18 protein-coding genes are annotated in these 20,071 nt (G+C 54.7%); 13 read left to right on the top strand and 5 right to left on the bottom strand.

From position 1 onward, the window contains the following. Positions 1–6 precede the first annotated feature (6 nt). The 11 genes from mutL (at position 7) to rlmB (ending at position 12,443) form a co-directional block, all read left to right on the top strand. Positions 7–1,851, top strand: coding sequence for a DNA mismatch repair endonuclease MutL (mutL, locus tag AC0XWG_RS04900; protein WP_475680430.1), 1,845 nt, complete (start codon positions 7–9; stop codon positions 1,849–1,851). Then, positions 1,844–2,794: a tRNA (adenosine(37)-N6)-dimethylallyltransferase MiaA gene (gene miaA / locus AC0XWG_RS04895; RefSeq protein ID WP_049005159.1), complete on the top strand. Its 951-nt coding sequence runs from the start codon at positions 1,844–1,846 to the stop codon at positions 2,792–2,794. Before mutL ends, miaA begins: the two co-directional genes overlap by 8 nt. An 85-nt stretch (positions 2,795–2,879) precedes the next feature. Next, positions 2,880–3,191 carry an RNA chaperone Hfq gene (hfq, locus tag AC0XWG_RS04890; protein WP_008502919.1) on the top strand — a complete coding sequence of 104 codons (312 nt, stop codon included), beginning with the start codon at positions 2,880–2,882 and terminating at the stop codon, positions 3,189–3,191. A 73-nt stretch (positions 3,192–3,264) separates the two neighbouring features. Further along, complete coding sequence (gene hflX / locus AC0XWG_RS04885) at positions 3,265–4,545, top strand: ribosome rescue GTPase HflX (RefSeq protein WP_028016440.1); 1,281 nt, start codon at positions 3,265–3,267, stop codon at positions 4,543–4,545. A gap of 56 nt (positions 4,546–4,601) precedes the next feature. Further along, positions 4,602–5,864, top strand: a complete 1,263-nt coding sequence (gene hflK, locus AC0XWG_RS04880; protein ID WP_028016441.1) for an FtsH protease activity modulator HflK — start codon at positions 4,602–4,604, stop codon at positions 5,862–5,864. Between the two features lie 2 nt (positions 5,865–5,866). Continuing rightward, complete coding sequence (gene hflC, locus AC0XWG_RS04875; RefSeq protein WP_028016442.1) at positions 5,867–6,871, top strand: protease modulator HflC; 1,005 nt, start codon at positions 5,867–5,869, stop codon at positions 6,869–6,871. Positions 6,872–6,942: 71 nt separating this feature from the next. Further along, entirely contained in the window at positions 6,943–7,140 is a 198-nt protein-coding gene (locus AC0XWG_RS04870) for a DUF2065 domain-containing protein (RefSeq protein ID WP_010427497.1), read from the top strand. 104 nt (positions 7,141–7,244) lie between these two features. Next, entirely contained in the window at positions 7,245–8,543 is a 1,299-nt protein-coding gene (locus tag AC0XWG_RS04865) for an adenylosuccinate synthase (protein ID WP_024907332.1), read from the top strand. A gap of 193 nt (positions 8,544–8,736) precedes the next feature. Beyond that, the gene (nsrR, locus tag AC0XWG_RS04860; protein ID WP_023293453.1) at positions 8,737–9,162 is read left to right on the top strand and encodes a nitric oxide-sensing transcriptional repressor NsrR; all 426 of its coding nucleotides are present in this window, start codon (positions 8,737–8,739) and stop codon (positions 9,160–9,162) included. Positions 9,163–9,200: 38 nt separating this feature from the next. Further along, on the top strand, positions 9,201–11,642 hold the full coding sequence (gene rnr / locus AC0XWG_RS04855; protein WP_028016443.1) for a ribonuclease R: 2,442 nt from the start codon (positions 9,201–9,203) through the stop codon (positions 11,640–11,642). Positions 11,643–11,711: 69 nt separating this feature from the next. Continuing rightward, positions 11,712–12,443: a 23S rRNA (guanosine(2251)-2'-O)-methyltransferase RlmB gene (gene rlmB, locus AC0XWG_RS04850; protein ID WP_028016444.1), complete on the top strand. Its 732-nt coding sequence runs from the start codon at positions 11,712–11,714 to the stop codon at positions 12,441–12,443. 41 nt (positions 12,444–12,484) lie between these two features. Here the strand turns inward: rlmB and AC0XWG_RS04845 are convergent, their stop codons facing one another. Beyond that, on the bottom strand, positions 12,485–13,759 hold the full coding sequence (locus AC0XWG_RS04845; protein ID WP_208594665.1) for an MFS transporter: 1,275 nt from the start codon (positions 13,757–13,759) through the stop codon (positions 12,485–12,487). Positions 13,760–13,959: 200 nt separating this feature from the next. On the opposite strand from AC0XWG_RS04845, the gene AC0XWG_RS04840 reads away from it, so the two are divergent. Beyond that, positions 13,960–15,582: an isovaleryl-CoA dehydrogenase gene (locus AC0XWG_RS04840; RefSeq protein ID WP_475680761.1), complete on the top strand. Its 1,623-nt coding sequence runs from the start codon at positions 13,960–13,962 to the stop codon at positions 15,580–15,582. Here the strand turns inward: AC0XWG_RS04840 and AC0XWG_RS04835 are convergent. The 3 genes from AC0XWG_RS04835 to bsmA form a co-directional block, all read right to left on the bottom strand. Further along, positions 15,579–17,510 (bottom strand): methyl-accepting chemotaxis protein, encoded by a 1,932-nt coding sequence (locus tag AC0XWG_RS04835; RefSeq protein ID WP_475680429.1) that lies wholly within the window; start codon positions 17,508–17,510, stop codon positions 15,579–15,581. The two genes, AC0XWG_RS04840 and AC0XWG_RS04835, sit on opposite strands and share 4 nt — an antisense overlap. Positions 17,511–17,680: 170 nt before the next feature. Next, on the bottom strand, positions 17,681–17,968 hold the full coding sequence (gene yjfN / locus AC0XWG_RS04830; RefSeq protein WP_032666749.1) for a DUF1471 family protease activator YjfN: 288 nt from the start codon (positions 17,966–17,968) through the stop codon (positions 17,681–17,683). A 136-nt stretch (positions 17,969–18,104) separates the two neighbouring features. Further along, complete coding sequence (gene bsmA, locus AC0XWG_RS04825) at positions 18,105–18,434, bottom strand: biofilm peroxide resistance protein BsmA (protein WP_028016449.1); 330 nt, start codon at positions 18,432–18,434, stop codon at positions 18,105–18,107. A 137-nt stretch (positions 18,435–18,571) separates the two neighbouring features. Here bsmA and yjfP point away from each other — a divergent pair, with 137 nt between their 5' ends. Next, positions 18,572–19,294, top strand: a complete 723-nt coding sequence (gene yjfP / locus AC0XWG_RS04820; protein WP_128348293.1) for an esterase — start codon at positions 18,572–18,574, stop codon at positions 19,292–19,294. Here the strand turns inward: yjfP and ulaR are convergent. Continuing rightward, complete coding sequence (ulaR, locus tag AC0XWG_RS04815) at positions 19,291–20,046, bottom strand: HTH-type transcriptional regulator UlaR (protein WP_028016451.1); 756 nt, start codon at positions 20,044–20,046, stop codon at positions 19,291–19,293. The two genes, yjfP and ulaR, sit on opposite strands and share 4 nt — an antisense overlap. Between the last annotated feature and the right edge of the window lie 25 nt (positions 20,047–20,071).

Raw genomic sequence — 20,071 nt, 5'->3', positions numbered from 1 at the left:
GAATTCATGCCGATTCAGGTTCTACCGCCGCAGCTTGCGAACCAAATCGCCGCCGGTGAGGTGGTAGAACGCCCTGCGTCGGTGGTGAAGGAGCTGGTGGAAAACAGCCTCGATGCGGGCGCGACCCGCATTGATATTGATATTGAACGCGGTGGCGCGAAGCTAATCCGCATTCGTGATAACGGCTGTGGTATCAAAAAAGACGAGCTGGCGTTAGCGCTGGCTCGTCACGCTACCAGTAAAATTGCTTCTCTGGATGATCTGGAAGCCATCATAAGCCTCGGTTTTCGCGGTGAAGCGCTGGCCAGTATCAGCTCGGTTTCCCGTTTGACGCTGACCTCCCGCACGGCTGACCAGGCAGAAGCCTGGCAGGCCTATGCTGAAGGGCGCGATATGGATGTGACGGTCAAACCTGCGGCGCATCCTGTCGGTACGACGCTGGAAGTCCTGGATCTGTTCTACAACACTCCCGCCCGACGCAAGTTCATGCGTACCGAAAAAACCGAGTTCGTCCATATCGACGAAATCATCCGTCGTATCGCGCTGGCCCGTTTCGATGTCACCATTAACCTCAGTCATAATGGCAAAGTGATGCGCCAGTACAGAGCGGTGGCCGAAGGCGGGCAGAAAGAGCGTCGACTGGGAACTATTTGCGGGACACCGTTTCTGGAACAGGCGCTGGCCATTGAGTGGCAGCATGGCGATCTGGCTTTACGCGGCTGGGTGGCTGACCCAAACGCCAGCAGCGCGGCGTTCGCGGAGATCCAGTATTGCTACGTGAATGGCCGCATGATGCGGGACCGTCTCATTAATCACGCCATTCGTCAGGCCTGCGAAGATAAGCTCGGAGCCGACCAGCAACCTGCTTTTGTGCTTTATCTGGAGATCGACCCGCATCAGGTCGACGTGAACGTCCATCCAGCCAAGCATGAAGTAAGGTTCCACCAGTCACGACTGGTACACGATTTTATCTATCAGGGCGTGCTGAGCGTATTGCAACAGCAGGTTGAACCGGTGTTGCCACTGGAAAATGAAGAGCCTGCCCCACGTTCGTTCCCGGAAAACCGTGTTGCTGCGGGCCGGAACCATTTTGCGGAACCCGCTGCGGTACGTGAGCCGGAAGCGCCGCGTTTCTCCTCTGCAGGGAGCGCTCCGCGCCCAACGGGAGCAAACTACCCGAACGCCCAGCCTGGCTATCAAAAGCAGCAGGGGGCTTTGTATCGCAAACTGCTGGAAACCCCAGCCGTGGAGCGCAAAGAACACATCCCGGTAGCGTCGTCTTCCCTGGACGCTCATAGCCAGAGCTTTGGCCGGGTGTTGACGATTGTCGTACCGGATATGGCACTGCTTGAGCGTGACGGCAAATTGATGCTTCTGGCATTGCCGGTAGCCGAACGCTGGCTCAAACAGGTGCAGCTCACTCCGGGAGAAAATTCGGCCTGCGCGCAGCCGCTGCTGATCCCGGTTCGTCTGAAAATATCCGCTGAAGAAACAAGGGTATTGCAACGTGCAGAGGCCCAACTGGCGCAGATGGGCATTGAAATTGTGCTCGAACCACAACATGTGACAATTCGTGCAGTGCCTTTACCCTTACGCCAACAAAATTTACAAAACTTGATTCCTGAACTGATAGGCTACCTGGCGCAGCAAACATCGTTTGATGCCGCCAACACCGCGCAGTGGATCGCCCGTCATCTGGCAAGCGAACACACGCCGTGGAGTATGGCGCAGGCCATTAGCGTGCTGGCAGAGGTTGAACGTCTTTGTCCGCAACTGGTGAAATCGCCGCCAGGGGGTCTATTACAACCTGTTGATTTACAAACGGCGATGAACGCCCTGAAACATGATTGACGTAAGCAAGGCGAGCCTGCCTAAGGCGATTTTTTTGATGGGCCCAACGGCCTCCGGCAAAACGGCACTGGCCATTGAGTTGCGTAAAGTTTTGCCCGTAGAGTTGATTAGCGTTGATTCCGCCCTCATCTATCGGGGGATGGACATCGGCACGGCGAAGCCTGACGCAGAAGAGTTGCGTGCGGCACCGCACCGTTTGCTGGATATTCTCGACCCTGCTCAGGCTTACTCCGCAGCGGATTTCCGCCGGGATGCCTTAGCTGAGATGGCCGAGATAACAGCGGCGGGACGTATACCGCTATTGGTTGGCGGAACCATGCTCTATTTCAAGGCGTTGCTGGAGGGGCTATCACCACTGCCATCAGCGGATCCTGAGGTAAGAGCGAAAATTGAGCAGCAGGCGGCAGAGCAGGGCTGGGACGTTTTGCACAAGCAACTGGCAGAGATTGATCCGGTTGCTGCAGCACGGATCCATCCAAATGATCCGCAAAGGCTTTCCCGGGCACTGGAAGTTTTTTTCATTTCGGGTAAAACTTTAACGGAACTGACGCAAACGTCAGGAGAGGCTCTGCCGTATCAGGTGCATCAGTTCGCCATCGCCCCGGCGAGCCGTGAACTGCTCCATCAGCGAATTGAGCAGCGTTTTCATCAGATGTTAGCTTCAGATTTTGAAGCAGAAGTGCGGGCGCTATTTGCCCGTGGAGATTTGCATACGGATATGCCTTCCATTCGTTGTGTGGGATACCGCCAGATGTGGTCGTATCTTGAAGGTGAGATTTCATACGATGAAATGGTTTATCGAGGTGTTTGCGCCACGAGACAGTTAGCGAAGCGCCAGATCACCTGGTTGCGCGGTTGGGAGGGGGTTCACTGGTTAGACAGTGAAAAACCGCAACAGGCGTTAAACGAAGTGATTGAGGTTGTTGGTGATATCGCTCACTGAATGTGTACAATTGAGACGTATCGTGCGCAATTTTTCAGAATCGCAAGGTTCTAAGTACAAAACAAGCATATAAGGAAAAGATAGAATGGCTAAGGGGCAATCTTTACAAGATCCGTTCCTGAACGCATTGCGTCGGGAACGTGTTCCAGTTTCTATTTATTTGGTGAATGGTATTAAGCTGCAAGGTCAGATTGAGTCTTTCGATCAGTTCGTGATCCTGTTGAAAAACACGGTCAGTCAGATGGTCTACAAGCACGCGATTTCTACTGTTGTTCCGTCTCGTCCGGTATCTCATCACAGCAATAACGCTGGCGGCGGCACTGGCAGTAACTACCATCACGGTAGCAACGCGCAGGGTTCTTCAACGCCAGCGCAGGACAGCGACGAGACCGAATAAGGTCTCTGCTGTTATCCACACGGGGAGCCAGGGATCCTGCGTTCCCCGCTGATCTTTTTAGAGAGGTTTACGCTTGTTTGACCGTTATGATGCCGGTGAGCAGGCGGTGCTGGTACACATCTATTTTTCGCAAGACAAAGATATGGAAGACCTCCAGGAGTTTGAATCTCTGGTCTCTTCCGCCGGTGTCGAAGCAATGCAGGTGATTACCGGTAGCCGTAAAGCGCCGCACCCAAAGTATTTTGTTGGTGAAGGTAAAGCAGTTGAAATTGCGGATGCCGTAAAAGCAACTGGCGCTTCAGTTGTGTTGTTTGATCATGCGCTGTCTCCGGCCCAGGAACGTAACCTGGAAGCGCTTTGCGAATGCCGTGTTATCGATCGCACGGGTTTGATTTTAGATATTTTTGCTCAGCGTGCGCGTACCCATGAAGGTAAGTTGCAGGTTGAGCTGGCGCAGTTGCGCCATCTGGCAACGCGGCTTGTGCGTGGCTGGACCCACCTTGAGAGACAGAAAGGCGGGATTGGTTTACGCGGTCCGGGGGAAACCCAGCTCGAAACCGACCGTCGTTTGCTGCGTGGCCGTATTACCCAGATCCTCTCACGTCTGGAACGCGTTGAGAAACAGCGTGAGCAAGGTCGTCGTGCACGCTCAAAAGCCGACATCCCAACGGTGTCGCTGGTGGGGTATACCAACGCCGGTAAATCCACCCTGTTTAACCAGATTACTGAGGCCCAGGTTTATGCCGCAGACCAGTTGTTTGCGACCCTGGACCCAACGTTACGTCGTATTGACGTCGCCGATGTGGGTGAAACAGTGCTGGCGGATACCGTAGGGTTTATCCGTCATTTGCCTCACGACCTGGTGGCGGCGTTTAAAGCTACCCTGCAGGAGACGCGACAGGCGACCCTGCTGGTGCACGTGATTGACGCGGCGGATGTTCGTGTGCAGGAGAACATCGACGCGGTAAACGTGGTGCTCGAAGAGATCGACGCCCACGAGATCCCAACGCTGTTGGTGATGAACAAGATCGATATGCTGGAGGATTTCGAGCCGCGTATTGATCGAGATGAAGAGAACAAACCGATTCGGGTCTGGCTTTCTGCCCAGTCCGGTATTGGTGTGCCACTGCTTTTCCAGGCTTTGACAGAACGTCTTTCCGGTGAGGTAGCTCAGCACACGCTGCGATTGCCGCCACAGGAAGGCAGGCTGCGCAGCCGGTTTTATCAGCTTCAGGCGATAGAAAAAGAGTGGATGGAGGATGACGGCAGCGTGGGGATGCAGGTGCGTATGCCGATCGTTGACTGGCGTCGCCTCTGTAAACAAGAACCTGCGCTGGTCGACTATATCGTCTGATCAGAAAGGGGATGCCTGAATAATTCGCCCTTGCATAACAAATATGGAGCATATACATGGCGTGGAATCAGCCCGGTAACAACGGACAAGACCGCGACCCGTGGGGAAGCAGCAATAATCAAGGCGGCAACTCTGGGGGAAATGGCAACAAAGGTGGTCGCGAGCAGGGGCCGCCGGATCTGGATGATATCTTCCGCAAGCTGAGCAAAAAGCTTGGCGGCCTTGGCGGAGGTAAAGGTTCTGGCTCGGGTGGCAATTCTACCCAGGGGCCGCGCCCGCAAATGGGTGGCCGCGTGGTGGGCATTGTTGCCGCTGCGGCGGTGATCATCTGGGCTGCCACCGGGTTCTACACCATTAAAGAAGCGGAACGCGGTGTCGTCACCCGTTTCGGTAAGTTCAGTCATCTGGTGGAGCCAGGTCTTAACTGGAAACCGACCTTCATTGACGACGTTACCGCGGTAAACGTGGAATCCGTCCGTGAACTGGCGGCGTCTGGTGTGATGCTGACCTCTGATGAGAACGTGGTGCGCGTTGAGATGAACGTGCAGTACCGCGTAACCGATCCTGAACGTTATCTGTTTAGCGTGACCAGCGCCGATGACAGTCTGCGCCAGGCGACTGACAGCGCCCTGCGTGGTGTTATCGGTAAATACACCATGGATCGTATCCTGACCGAAGGTCGTACCGTTATTCGTAGCGATACCCAGCGCGAGCTGGAAGAGACCATTCGCCCGTACAACATGGGTATTACCCTGCTGGACGTCAACTTCCAGGCAGCTCGTCCGCCGGAAGAGGTGAAAGCGGCGTTTGATGACGCAATTGCTGCCCGTGAAAACGAACAGCAGTACATCCGTGAAGCGGAAGCGTACACCAACGAAGTGCAGCCACGTGCTAACGGCCAGGCGCAGCGTATTCTTGAAGAAGCTCGCGCATATAAAACCCAGACCATCCTGGAAGCACAGGGTGAAGTGGCGCGTTTCGCGAAAATTCTGCCGGAATATAAAGCGGCTCCGGAAATTACCCGTGAACGTCTCTATATCGAGACCATGGAAAAAGTGCTGAGCCACACGCGTAAAGTGCTGGTTAACGACAACAAAGGCGGAAACCTGATGGTACTGCCACTGGACCAGATGCTGAAAGGCGGTTCGGCTCCGGCGGCGAAAGCTGACACCAGCGGTTCTAATAACCTGCTGCGTCTGCCACCTGCGTCGTCCAGTAGCTCAAGCGCAACAACCACGCCTTCTTCGAACGATGGTGACATCATGGACCAACGCCGTGCTAACGCGCAGCGTAACGACTACCAGCGTCAGGGGGAATAAGGATGCGTAAGTCAGTTATTGCGATCATCATCATCGTACTGGTCGTGCTTTACACCTCTATTTTCGTTGTGAAAGAGGGTGAACGAGGGATCAAATTCCAGTTCAGCAGCGTCGTCCGTGATAGCGACAAGCGTCCGGTGATCTATGAGCCGGGCCTGCACTTCAAAGTGCCGTTCATTCAGTCGGTGAAAACGCTTGATGCCCGTATCCAGACCATGGATAACCAGGCTGACCGTTTCGTGACCAAAGAGAAGAAAGACCTGATCGTTGACTCTTACATCAAGTGGCGTATCAGTGATTTCAGCCGTTACTTCCTGGCGACAGGCGGCGGCGACGTTTCTCAGGCTGAAGTGCTGTTGAAACGTAAGTTCTCTGACCGTCTGCGTTCTGAGATTGGACGTCTGGATGTGAAAGATATCGTGACCGATTCCCGTGGTCGTCTGACGCTGGAAGTGCGTGATGCGCTGAACTCCGGTACCGCAGGCACCGAAGACGAAGTCTCAACACCGGCAGCGGATGATGCGATTGCTAAAGCGGCTGAACGCGTTCAGGCTGAAACCAACGGCAAAGTGCCGGTGATCAACCCGAACAGTATGGCGGCCCTGGGTATTGAAGTCGTTGACGTGCGTATTAAGCAGATCAACCTTCCTGTGGAAGTGTCCGAGGCGATCTACAACCGTATGCGCGCCGAGCGTGAAGCGGTCGCCCGTCGTCACCGTTCACAGGGTCAGGAAGAGGCTGAGAAGCTGCGCGCGGCAGCGGACTACGAAGTCACCAAGACACTGGCGGAATCTGAGCGTCAGGGACGTATTCTGCGCGGTGAAGGTGATGCAGAAGCCGCGAAGCTGTTTGCAGATGCCTTCAGCCAGGATCCGGACTTCTACGCCTTTATCCGTAGCCTGCGAGCTTACGAGAATAGCTTCCAGAGCAACCAGGATGTGATGGTCCTCAGCCCGGACAGCGATTTCTTCCGTTATATGAAGACGCCAACCAACGCGACGCGATAAACTCAGGCTCGTTTGAGTATTCAAACCACCGCTCTTCACGGAGCGGTGGTTTTCTTTTATAAGGAATAAAAATGAATTCAACCATTTGGCTCGCGCTGGCGCTGGTGTTAGTTCTGGAAGGTCTTGGCCCGATGCTTTATCCGCGCGCATGGCGTCGTATGATTGCGACGATGAGTCAGCTCCCTGATAATATTTTGCGTCGTTTTGGCGGCGGTCTTGTGGTTGCTGGCATCGTGATCTACTACATGTTGAAGAAAACGATTGGCTGATCAAAAAGTGGTCTGATTTGGCGTATTTTGAGGTCAAAAAGTGCTGTATATCTGAAAAAGCGATGGTAGAATCCATTTTTAAGCAAACGGTGATTTTGAAAAAAATGGGTAACAATGTCGTCGTACTGGGCACCCAATGGGGTGACGAAGGTAAAGGGAAGATTGTTGATCTTCTGACTGAACGGGCTAAATATGTTGTACGCTACCAGGGCGGTCACAACGCAGGCCATACTCTCGTAATCAACGGTGAAAAAACCGTCCTCCATCTTATTCCATCAGGCATTCTTCGTGATAACGTCACCAGCATCATCGGTAACGGCGTTGTGCTGTCTCCTGCTGCGCTGATGAAAGAGATGAAAGGTCTGGAAGACCGTGGTATCCCTGTTCGTGAGCGTCTGCTGCTCTCCGAAGCTTGCCCGCTGATCCTGGATTATCACGTGGCACTGGACGTTGCGCGTGAGAAAGCGCGTGGCGCGAAAGCGATCGGTACCACCGGCCGTGGTATCGGCCCGGCTTACGAAGACAAAGTAGCTCGTCGCGGTCTGCGCGTGGGCGACCTCTTCGACAAAGCAACCTTCGCTGAAAAACTGAAAGAAGTGATGGAATATCACAACTTCCAGCTGGTGAACTTCTACAAAGCTGACGCTGTTGACTACCAGAAAGTACTGGATGACGTCATGGCGATTGCTGACATTCTGACCGGTATGGTTGTTGATGTATCCGATCTGCTGGACCAGGCGCGCAAGCGTGGCGATTTCGTCATGTTTGAAGGTGCGCAGGGTACGCTGCTGGACATCGACCACGGTACCTATCCGTACGTAACCTCTTCTAACACCACCGCGGGTGGCGTGGCGACCGGCTCTGGCCTGGGCCCGCGTTATGTGGATTACGTTCTGGGTATCATCAAAGCTTACTCCACTCGCGTGGGTGCAGGTCCATTCCCGACCGAACTGTTTGATGAAACCGGCGAGTTCCTGTGCAAGCAGGGTAACGAGTTTGGCGCGACCACCGGTCGTCGTCGTCGTACCGGCTGGCTGGATGCGGTTGCAGTGCGTCGCGCAGTGCAGATCAACTCCCTGTCTGGCTTCTGCCTGACCAAGCTGGACGTACTGGACGGCCTGAAAGAAGTGAAAATCTGCGTAGGCTACCGTATGCCAGATGGCCGCGAAGTGACCACCACTCCGCTGGCGGCTGACGACTGGGAAGGCATCGAGCCAATCTACGAAACCATGCCGGGCTGGTCTGAGACCACTTTCGGTGTGAAAGAGCGTAGCGGCCTGCCACAGGCGGCGCTGGATTACATCAAGCGTATTGAAGAACTGACCGAAGTGCCGATCGATATTATTTCTACCGGCCCGGATCGTACTGAAACGATGATCCTGCGCGACCCGTTCGACGCATAATCTTCGTGACTGCTGGCCTGCGGGGGTGACCCGTAGGCCGGATAAGCGTAGCGCCATCCGGCGACCACTCCTCGATCTCTGCTTTTTCGCCCCGTCAGTCAAATAAATTAGCCGCTAACTATCTGGCTGGTTTATCATCATTAATGAATATCTCAGCGGTTTGTCCGCGATTTCCCTTTTTCCTGAGGTTGATGTGCAGTTAACAAGTTTCACCGATTACGGCTTACGCGCGCTGATCTACATGGCGTCGTTACCCGATGGGAAAATGACCAGTATCTCTGAAGTGACAGAGGTCTACGGCGTGTCTCGTAATCATATGGTCAAAATAATCAATCAACTTAGTCGTGCCGGATATGTTGCTGCCGTTCGCGGGAAGAATGGGGGGATCCGTCTCGGTAAACCGGCGCAGAGTATTCGTGTTGGCGATGTGGTACGTGAGCTGGAGCCATTGTCTCTGGTGAACTGCAGCAGCGAGTTCTGCCACATTACGCCCGCCTGCCGTCTGAAAAAGGCGCTTTCTAAGGCCGTGCAAAGTTTTCTCAAGGAACTGGATAACTACACGCTGGCCGATTTGGTTGAAGAGAATCAACCGCTTTATAAATTATTGCTGGTGGAATGAAGAAAATTTCCACCGGAGCTGACAACGGAGGAACCGACATGTCACAAGATCCATTCCAGGAACGCGAAGCCGAAAAATACGCGAACCCTATCCCCAGCCGCGAGTTCATCATTGAACACTTAACAAAACGCGAAAAACCCGCCAATCGTGAAGAACTTGCCGTTGAATTAAATATTGAAGGTGAAGAGCAAATTGAAGCCCTTCGCCGTCGCCTGCGCGCCATGGAGCGTGACGGGCAACTGGTCTTTACTCGCCGTCAGTGCTATGCGCTACCAGAACGCCTTGATCTGCTGAAAGGAACCGTCATTGGTCACCGCGACGGCTATGGCTTCCTGCGCGTGGAAGGCCGTAAAGACGATCTGTACCTTTCATCTGAACAGATGAAAATGTGTATCCACGGTGACCAGATCCTGGCCCAGCCGCTGGGCGCTGACCGTAAAGGTCGCCGCGAAGCTCGCGTGGTGCGCGTGCTGGTGCCAAAAACCAGCCAGATTGTTGGCCGCTACTTTACCGATGCGGGCGTCGGCTTTGTGGTACCGGACGACAGCCGTCTGAGTTTTGATATCCTGATCCCACCTGAAGAGGTTATGGGCGCGCGCATGGGCTTTGTGGTGGTGGTTGAGCTGACCCAGCGTCCTACCCGTCGCACTAAAGCGGTCGGGAAAATCGTGGAAGTATTGGGCGATAACATGGGCACCGGCATGGCTGTTGATATGGCGCTGCGTACCCATGAGATCCCTTACATCTGGCCGAAAGCGGTTGAAGAACAAATTGAAGGCCTTCGTGAAGAAGTACCTGAAGAGTCTAAAGCTGGCCGCGTGGACCTCCGCGATCTGCCACTGGTGACGATTGATGGCGAAGACGCCCGCGACTTCGATGATGCGGTGTACTGCGAGAAAAAACGGGGTGGCGGCTGGCGCCTGTGGGTTGCCATCGCGGATGTGAGCTACTATGTTCGCCCGCACACCCCGCTGGATAACGAAGCGCGCAACCGCGGTACCTCGGTTTACTTCCCGTCACAGGTTGTGCCGATGCTGCCGGAAGTGCTCTCTAACGGCCTGTGCTCCCTGAACCCGCAGGTTGATCGCCTCTGTATGGTTTGTGAGATGACCATCTCCACCAAAGGGCGCTTAACAGGTTACAAATTCTACGAAGCAGTCATGAGCTCACATGCGCGCCTGACCTATACCAAAGTCTGGCATATGCTGCAGGGCGACCAGGATCTGCGCGAACAATATGCGCCGCTGGTGAAGCACATTGAAGAGCTACATAACCTCTACAAAACGCTGGATCAGGCGCGTGAAGAGCGCGGCGGGATCTCCTTTGAGAGCGAGGAGGCGAAGTTTATCTTCAACGCGGAACGTCGCATTGAACGTATCGAACAGACCCAGCGTAACGACGCGCATAAGCTGATTGAAGAGTGTATGATCCTGGCGAACATCTCGGCGGCACGTTTTGTTGAGAAAGCCAAAGAACCTGCGCTGTTCCGTATTCACGATAAACCGTCGACGGAAGCCATCACCGCGTTCCGTTCAGTACTGGCTGAACTGGGTCTGGAGCTGCCTGGTGGTAACAAGCCAGAGCCGCGTGATTATGCCGAGCTGCTGGAATCCATTGGCGACCGTCCGGATGCAGAAATGCTGCAGACCATGCTGCTGCGCTCCATGAAGCAGGCGATTTACGATCCGGAAAACCGTGGGCACTTCGGTCTGGCGTTGCAGTCCTACGCGCACTTTACGTCGCCAATTCGTCGATACCCGGATCTTTCCCTGCACCGTGCAATCAAGTATTTGCTGGCGCAGGAGCAGGGCCATAAAGGGAACACGACTGAAACCGGAGGCTACCACTATTCAATGGAAGAGATGCTGCAACTGGGTCAGCATTGTTCCATGACCGAACGCCGCGCGGATGAAGCGACCCGTGAAGTCTCAGACTGGCTGAAGTGCGACTTTATGCTGGATCAGGTCGGTAACGTTTTCAAAGGTGTGATCGCCAGCGTGACCGGTTTTGGTTTCTTTGTTCGTCTCGATGAGCTGTTTATCGACGGTCTGGTGCATGTCTCCAGCCTGGATAACGACTACTACCGTTTTGACCAGGTCGGGCAGCGTCTCATTGGCGAATCTGGCGGTCAGACCTATCGTCTGGGCGATCGTGTGGAAGTGAAGGTCGAAGCGGTCAATATGGACGAACGCAAGATCGACTTCAGCCTGATCTCCAGCGAGCGTGGCCCGCGTAATGTGGGTAAAACGGCGCGTGAGAAGGCGAAAAAGGGTGGCAACGGTAATACCAGCGGCAAACGTCGTCAGGCGGGTAAGAAAGTGAACTTCGAGCCAGATAGCGCCTTCCGCGGCGAGAAGAAAAAGAAACCGAAGGCAGCGAAGAAAGAAGCTCGCTCCGCGAAAAAGCCTTCCGCTAAGACCCAAAAAATTGCCGCCGCTACCAAAGCGAAGCGCGCGGCGAAGAAAAAGCAGGCGGAGTAATTCCGCCCCTTACCCTGACCCTCTCCCCATCGGGGAGAGGGAAAAGTATCGTCATAATGAGAACCATCAATGAGTGAAATGATTTACGGCATCCACGCGGTGCAAGCCCTGCTGGAGCGCGCACCGGAGCGTTTTCAGGAAGTGTTCATTCTGAAAGGGCGTGAAGACAAGCGTCTGATGCCGCTGATCCACGCCCTGGAGGCACAGGGTGTGGTGATCCAACTGGCAAACCGCCAGTTCCTGGATGAGAAAAGTGACGGCGCGGTTCACCAGGGGATCATTGCCCGCGTGAAGCCGGGTCGTCAGTATCAGGAAAACGATCTGCCGGATCTGATTGCCGAGCTGGATAACCCATTCTTCCTGATCCTCGATGGCGTTACCGATCCGCACAACCTCGGTGCATGTCTGCGTAGTGCTGATGCTGCCGGTGTACACGCGGTCATCGTGCCAAAAGATCGCTCTGCACAGTTGAACGCCACGGCCAAAAAAGTGGCCTGCGGCGCGGCAGAGAACGTTCCGTTGATCCGTGTTACCAACCTGGCGCGCACCATGCGTCTGCTGCAGGAAGAGAATATCTGGATTGTCGGTACCGCCGGTGAAGCCGATCATACCCTCTATCAGAGCAAAATGACTGGCCGTCTGGCGCTGGTGATGGGAGCCGAAGGTGAAGGTATGCGTCGTCTGACGCGCGAGCACTGCGATGAGCTAATCAGCATTCCGATGGCGGGCAGCGTGTCGTCTCTGAACGTTTCTGTTGCGACGGGCATCTGCCTGTTTGAAGCGGTGCGTCAGCGGGGCTAGCCTTTCGTGCCCGGTAAGCACAACGCCACCGGGCATTAACCTCACTCCTCTAACGACCGCAAATGGTCATCCTTCCTGAGCGTCATCAGCGCCGCAATGCTCACCACTGCTGTCGTCATGACGTAGTACGCTGGAATATCCAGATTGCCCGTCTCTTTAATCAGCCCGGTAATAATCAACCCTGCGCAGCCTGAAAAAATAGCGTTCGACAGGGAGTAAGCCAACCCAAGCCCGGTATAGCGCACACGCGTCGGGAACATCTCAGAGAGCATCGCCGGGCCAGGCCCTGCCAGCATTCCCACCAGACCACCTGCAATCAATACCACCAGCGCTTTCACTGCCAGCGTACTGGATTCGGCCTGCAGGATTTTCAGGAGTGGCAGGGCGAGGATCAGCAGCAGCGTGGTGGCGATAACCATCACCGTGCGACGCCCGATCCGGTCGCTCAGGATCCCAGAGGGAATGATGGTGAGTGCAAAACCAATATTCGAAATCACCGCTATTAATAACGCCTGGTTAAAGCCGGTGTGCAGCGCTGACTGCAGGTAGGTTGGCATAATCACCAGATAGGTATACCCCGCCGCTGACCAGACCATCACCCTGCCAATCCCCATTATGATAGCTCTGAGGGTCGCAGCGGTATCCGCCCGAGCGGTGACCGGTTTGTCCTGCTGCTGCACAAAGCTGGGTGTCTCTTCCATGCTTACCCGAAGCCATAGTGCGACGACGCCCATGGGCAGCGCCAGGAAGAACGGAATGCGCCAGCCCCAGTCATGCAAAGCTTCAGGGGTGAGGAGGGCGGAGAGTAGCGCGACAATGCCTGCGCCTGCCAGCAATCCCAGCGCCACGGTGAAGGATTGCCACGCGCCGTACAGGCCGCGCTTGCCGCGCGGGGCAAACTCCGTCATCAGCGAGACCGCACCGCCGTACTCGCCGCCCGCGAACAGCCCCTGCAGGATGCGAAGCAGTGTAATAATGAGCGGTGCGGCAATCCCGATGCTGGCGTAGACCGGCACCACGCCGATAGCGGCGGTAGCGAGCGTCATCAATACCAGCACAATGATTAGCGTTGGCTTACGGCCAATCCTGTCGCCAATGCGGCCAAACACCACCGCGCCCAGGGGACGGAAAAAGAAAGCGATGGCAAACGAGGCGTAGGTCAGGATCAGGCTGGTTAGCCCCGCTTCCCCCTCAAGCTGGAAGAAGTTTTTCGCAATAACGGTCGCCAGAAAACCGTAGACCGCAAACTCATACCACTCGATAAAGTTACCAATGGAGCCTGCAATTAATGCTCGCTTGTGCGCATCCGGTTGCATAACGATCCTCACTGAAGGGGGTAAGAATAAATTATTCAACAAAAGAGAAGTGATGAAATAGTTTATTCTTATGTTCTGTGAGCTATTTCACGAATGATATCAGCAGGATCGCCACTGTGTGACTTCACTCCCATGCAGCGTGTATGCGTCTGTCCATACTTACCTTCATTGCCACCGAGCCACTGAAGGAGGGAGACAGCATGCACTGGCAGACCCATACCGTTTTTAATCAACCAGCTCCACTCTCAAACAGTAACCTTTTCCTCTCTGACTGCGCCCTGCGTGACGCAGTTTCCCGCGAGGGTGCCGAGTGGGATAGTGAGTTGCTCGCCAGCATCGGGCAGCAGTTAGGCACCGCTGAGTCACTGGAGCTGGGCAGGCTGGCGAACGTGAATCCACCTGAGCTATTACGCTATGATGCCACCGGGGAGCGGCTGGATGATGTCCGCTTTCATCCCGCATGGCACTTGCTGATGCAAGGACTCTGTGCCAACCGTGTACACAACCTGGCGTGGGAAGAGGAGGCGCGAAAGGGCTCTTTTGTCGCCAGAGCCGCACGGTTTGTTCTGCATGCGCAGGTCGAAGCCGGCACGCTTTGTCCCATAACCATGACTTTTGCTGCGACACCCTTGCTACAGCAGACGCTCCCTAAAATATTTCATGAATGGCTGACGCCGCTACTCAGCGATCGCTACGATCCTCATCTTGCTCCAGGATCGCAAAAGCGTGGTCTGCTGATCGGCATGGGGATGACGGAAAAGCAGGGCGGATCCGACGTTCTCAGCAACACCACCAAAGCAGAAAAATGCAGCGATGGTAGCTACCGGCTGGTGGGACACAAATGGTTTTTCTCGGTGCCTCAAAGCGATGCGCACATGGTGCTGGCCCAGGCGAAAGGCGGACTCTCCTGCTTTTTTGTTCCCCGTTTTTTGCCTGACGGACAACGGAATGCCGTGCGTCTGGAGCGGCTGAAAGACAAGCTCGGTAACCGATCCAACGCCAGCAGCGAGGTGGAGTTTCTTGATGCCTCCGGCTGGCTGCTTGGGGAAGAGGGCGAAGGCGTGCGGCAGATCCTGAGAATGGGCGGGCTGACGCGTTTTGACTGCGCACTAGGCAGCCACGGGCTGATGCGCCGGGCGTTATCTGTGGCGCTTTACCACGCCCATCAGCGGCAGACGTTCGGGAAAAACCTTATCGATCAACCCTTGATGCGCGATGTGCTGAGCCGTATGGCCCTGGTGCTGGAGGGGCAAACTGCACTGTTATTTCGTCTGGCGCGGGCGTGGGATAAACGCGCGGATCCGCAAGAAGCCGCCTGGGCTCGGTTGTTCACCCCTGCGGCGAAATTTAGCGTGTGCAAAGCCGGAATCCCCTTTGTGGCAGAAGCAATGGAAGTCCTCGGCGGTATGGGCTACTGCGAGGAGAGCGAACTGCCACGACTCTACCGCGAGATGCCGGTAAACAGCATCTGGGAAGGATCGGGCAATATTATGTGCCTGGATGTGTTGCGCGTACTGACTAAGCAGCCCGGTGTCTTCGACCTGCTGGCCGACGATTTTGCGCAGGTGAAAGGGCAGGACAGACACTTCGATCGTAGCTGGCGGCAACTACAGCAAAAACTGCGTAAACCTCAGGAGGCACAGGGGCGGGAGATCGCGCAGCAGCTTTTCTTACTGGGTGCCGGGAGCCAAATGCTGCGGCACGCATCGCCACCCGTGGCGCAGGCGTGGTGCCGCATGATGCTTGATACCCGCGGTGGGACGCTGATGAACGAGCAGGTGCAAAGTGACCTGCTGCTGCGTGCCACCGGCAGGGTTGGCTAGTTTTTCAGCTGAAACAAGCTCACCAGTTGGGTGAGGTGTGAACCTTTCTCACGCAGCGTTTGTGCCGTTTGTTCGCTGCGTGAGACGCGATCGGCGTTGATGTGTGATGCTTCGCCAATATGGGTCATAGCAAGATTAACCTGACCGATTCCTGCGGATTGCTCGCGTGACGCGTGGTTAATCTCCATGACCAGCTGGCTGATGTTATCAATATGAAGAATGATGGAGTCCATCGCCAGACGCGTCTGTTCGGACAGCGCGTGTCCTTCACTGACTTTCCTGAGCGTATCGCCAATCAGCTGTTCAATCTCCTTCACTGCGTTAGCGCTACGTCCAGCCAGAGCGCGAACTTCCTGCGCGACCACGGCAAAACCTTTTCCGTGTTCACCAGCACGAGCCGCCTCTACTGCCGCATTGAGCGCCAGGATATTGGTCTGGAAAGCGATTGACTCAATCACGCGCGTGATGTCTTCGATGCGTTTTGACGCTTCCCGGATGTCATCCATGGTGGCAACCGCATGGGTTACCGTCTCGCCACCCTGATGTACCGCGAGCGAGGTTTCACTTACCAACTGCTGTGTTTGCTCCATATTGGCCGCGTTTTGCTGTACGGTTGCGGCCAGTTGCTCCATGCTGGCGGAGGTCTCTTCCACGCTGCTGGCCTGTTTGTTGATCTGCTCTGAAATCTCGCCGGTATCGGAGGCCAGGGCGTTTGTCCCCATATGGATTTCACCTGCCGCTTCGCGAACCTGCAGAACCATTTTTTGCAGTCCGCCACCGATACCATTGATGGCATCAACCAACTGACCAACCTCATCCTGGCGCGTTACGGGAAGGCTGGAACGCAGATCGCCCGCAGCATACTGACGAGCCAGATGAATCACATTTCTCAGCGGTTGGGTAAGCATCCGACGAATAATCATCACAAAGAGGCCCGCGAAGAGTACAGACAACACCACACCAGCCAGCAGGAAACGGTCACGCAGAGTGGTCACGCTTGAGAGCAGTACGGATTTATCCACTTCGCCGACGATGGTCCAGTTCCAGCCTGGCAGCGGGGTATAGGCCATTTTCACCGTGCGGCCATCTTCAGTGATGCGTTCCAGTGCGCCGGGTTTGTCACTGAGCAGCTGCTGTTGTGTTGCACTGTCCCATTTCGGTAACTGACCCTCCTCGCTGGAATGGAACAGATACTGGCCGTGCGTTTTGCCGTTGCTGCGATCCAGCACAAAGAAGTGGCCGCTCTCACCCAGGCGGCGGTTGAGGATTTTCTCGCGCATGACGTTCCAGGAGCGGGTGATGTCCACGCCGACAAAGACGATCGCAATGATCTGTCCTTCGGCGTTTTTAACGGGCTGGTACTGGGTGATGTAACGCTTGCCAAACAGCAGCGCCAGTCCACGGTAGACTTCGCCTTTGCTTACGGCAGCGAAGGCCGGGCTGGAGACATCCAGAACAGTACCCATTGCACGCTCGCCATTCTCTTTGCGCAGGGAAGTGGCTACACGAATAAAATCGTTACCACTGCGTACAAACAGCGTCGAAATGGCTCCCGTACGATTCAGGAACTCGTCCGAAAGGGTGTTATTTTCATGCAGCCCGGTTTCTCCGCCTTTCAGAAGCGGAACGCTAAGCCCGTTTATCGTCTGGGGTTGGGAACGATCAATATTCAGAGGCTGCGGTAAAAAGGTGGAAAACAGGCGGGTATAACTCTCGACCTCTTCACTCAGGCTGGTGTTAAACATCTGCACCATATCGACCATGCCAGTGGACTGGTTATGCAGATCCTCGACCGCAAGCTCTTCAAGCTGCTGGCTGGCTTTTTGGCTGAGCAGAAAAGTGAAAAGCAAAAACAGTATGGCGACACTGACACCCGTAAGCAGTGACAGCTTCGTACCAAGTCCTGCACGGCGAAAAAAATTGATCATAAATTGCTCATCATTGAAAAGGTATGGTTCTTCAACGGCAGAGCGGGGATGACGTTTATCCCTTTAATGTAACAAAGTGTTATTTAATTGTTTTTAATATGTTTGTTGCGAGGGGAAAAATTTGCAAAAACGAAAAGCCACTAAAAGTAAGTGGCTTTTATTGGGAGGGGTTAAACATAAAGAATGGCCTGTACGCGCCAATGATCAACATGGTTATCTTCCTGCATCTGGATGATTCGATACCAGGAAGCGCCCTGCTCATCGGCCTTCAATGCAACTACACGTTCAACGTCTTGCGGGCTCCCTGAAATATTATTCACGGAGATCTGGCCTATTTCATTCAGACCCGTTACACAATCAGCACTGGCGAATTCTGCTGACTGTGCGGTTGTGCTCACAAGGCCAGCTGAGAGCAACAGAGAGGTCAAAGCAAGAGTTCGTTTCATCGTCAGCTCCATTTCACATATTTCCGGTATCCGCCGGGCAATCCTTCGCAAATAAACTCACTTCCATTGTCGCGGGCATGGAGTTTATTGTGGACAGGAAAATGTCTATGGACGCAAAGCAGTGTAAATGTCGTTCAAAGGAAGACCATTACTTATGGTACAAAATTGCCTGTGAGTACCACTGTCCCGTTATGATGGTTTCATCGATCATAATGATGACGTAATAATCTGCTTTGGCGGCGACGGCTTGTGCTTTTATTGCCTCTTCAGCGTCATCCGGAGAGCCGCGAACCAGCGCGGAGACCGTGCCCATTCGCTGTAATCCTTCCGTCTGATTACGACGAATCTCCTGCGGATGATCGGCGACCGGCGGAGCGGGCTGCGGCGTTCCCTGCAGTGCGTTACAGCCACTGAGCAGAGACACCAGCAATAAAGCAGCAAACCTGCGCATAACCATATCTCGTTTCCTGATAGCCATAGTGTAGTTGTCTGTGAATTTAGTTTTGGGGGAATGTTCCCGAAGTGTTATCTGGGACGTATATTTCGAATGAAAATGACGTGAAAGCGTAACCCAGTTCTCAACATTATGAATCATACATTCGGACAGGGTCGACAATGATTGAAATTGAAATACGCCATCTCGGCGGCCATGAAATTTTACACGCGATACCAGCGGGAAAACGTGATGTGCCGCTGCCTGTTATCGTTTTTTATCATGGATTTACGTCTTCTAAGCTGGTTTACAGTTATTTTGCGGTGGCGCTGGCTCAGGCCGGCTTTCGGGTGGTGATGTCGGATGCACCTGACCACGGCGCACGCTTTACGGGTAATGAACAGGCGCGGCTTGGACAGTTCTGGCACATTCTGCACGGCAGTCTGACCGAGTTTGCCGGGTTGCGTGATGCGCTCTATGAGGCAGGGCTGGTGGCTGATGATCGTCTGGCCGTGGCCGGGGCGTCAATGGGGGGCATGACGGCGCTGGGGATTATGACGCATCACCCAGAGGTGAAATCCGTCGCCTGCCTGATGGGCTCGGGCTATTTTACCTCACTGGCGAAGACGCTTTTTCCCCCTCAGGATTTAACGGAAATGACCGCGACGCTGGCAGAGTGGGAAGTGACCCGGGCATTGCCGCGTCTGGCCGATCGCCCGCTGCTGTTGTGGCACGGTGACGCGGATGACGTGGTCCCACCCGATGGAACCTTCCGTCTTCAACAGTCGTTGCAGCGCGAGGGACTGGATAGCAACCTGACCTGCCTGTGGGAAGCGGGCGTCCGCCACCGCATCACGCCCACGGCACTGGACGCCACGGTGGCATTCTTCCGCCAGCATTTTTAAACGCGCAGGACTTTGACGCCCTGATCCTCCAGTTTCTGGAGGATCTCTGGGTTGGCCCCTTTGCCGGTGATCACCATGTCGATCTGTTCGGCGCGGCTGAATAACATCCCTGCGCGCTCGCCCACTTTGCTGCTGTCGACCAGCACTACGAGCTTGCCTACAACGTTGAGCATGTTTTGCTCCGCCATCGCAGTCAACATATCGGTTTTATACAGGCCATCAGCGGTAAGGCCTTTACCGCTGGTAAACATCCAGTGACCGGCATAAAGACTGTTTTCGCTATCCTGTGGGCTGAGGGTGATGGACTGACTTTTATTGTACTGGCCACCCATAATAACGACGCTTTCATGTTCCTGATCGATAAGATAGTTGGCGAGCGGTAAGTAGTTGGTGATGATTTGCACCGGTTTTCCGCACATCTCCCGGCCCAGAAGAAACGCCGTGGAGCCACAGTTGATCACCACGCTTTCGCCGGGATTCACCAGCTGCGATGCGGCTCTGGCAATACGCACTTTTTCATCATGATTTTGTGCCTGATGAATGTTCATTGGCGTCCAGCGCGGGCGTTGTTGGCTGATCGCTTCTGCGCCGTTGCGGACTTTTTTCAGTTTCCCGCTCTCATCCAGCTTGTTGATATCCCGCCGTGCTGTCGCCGGGGAAATCCCTAAATGCTCGATGACTTTCTCGACGGTGATGAAACCTGTTTGCGCCAGGAGTTCCAGGAGAATTTGATGCCGTTGCGCTTCCGTCATGAGCTATTCCGATAAGAATTGATTT

It is taken from the genome of Enterobacter sp. DVT3837 (assembly GCF_056238685.1).
The sequence above is the reverse complement of the archived record's forward strand: the minus strand, read 5'-3'. Positions and strand labels throughout refer to the sequence as shown.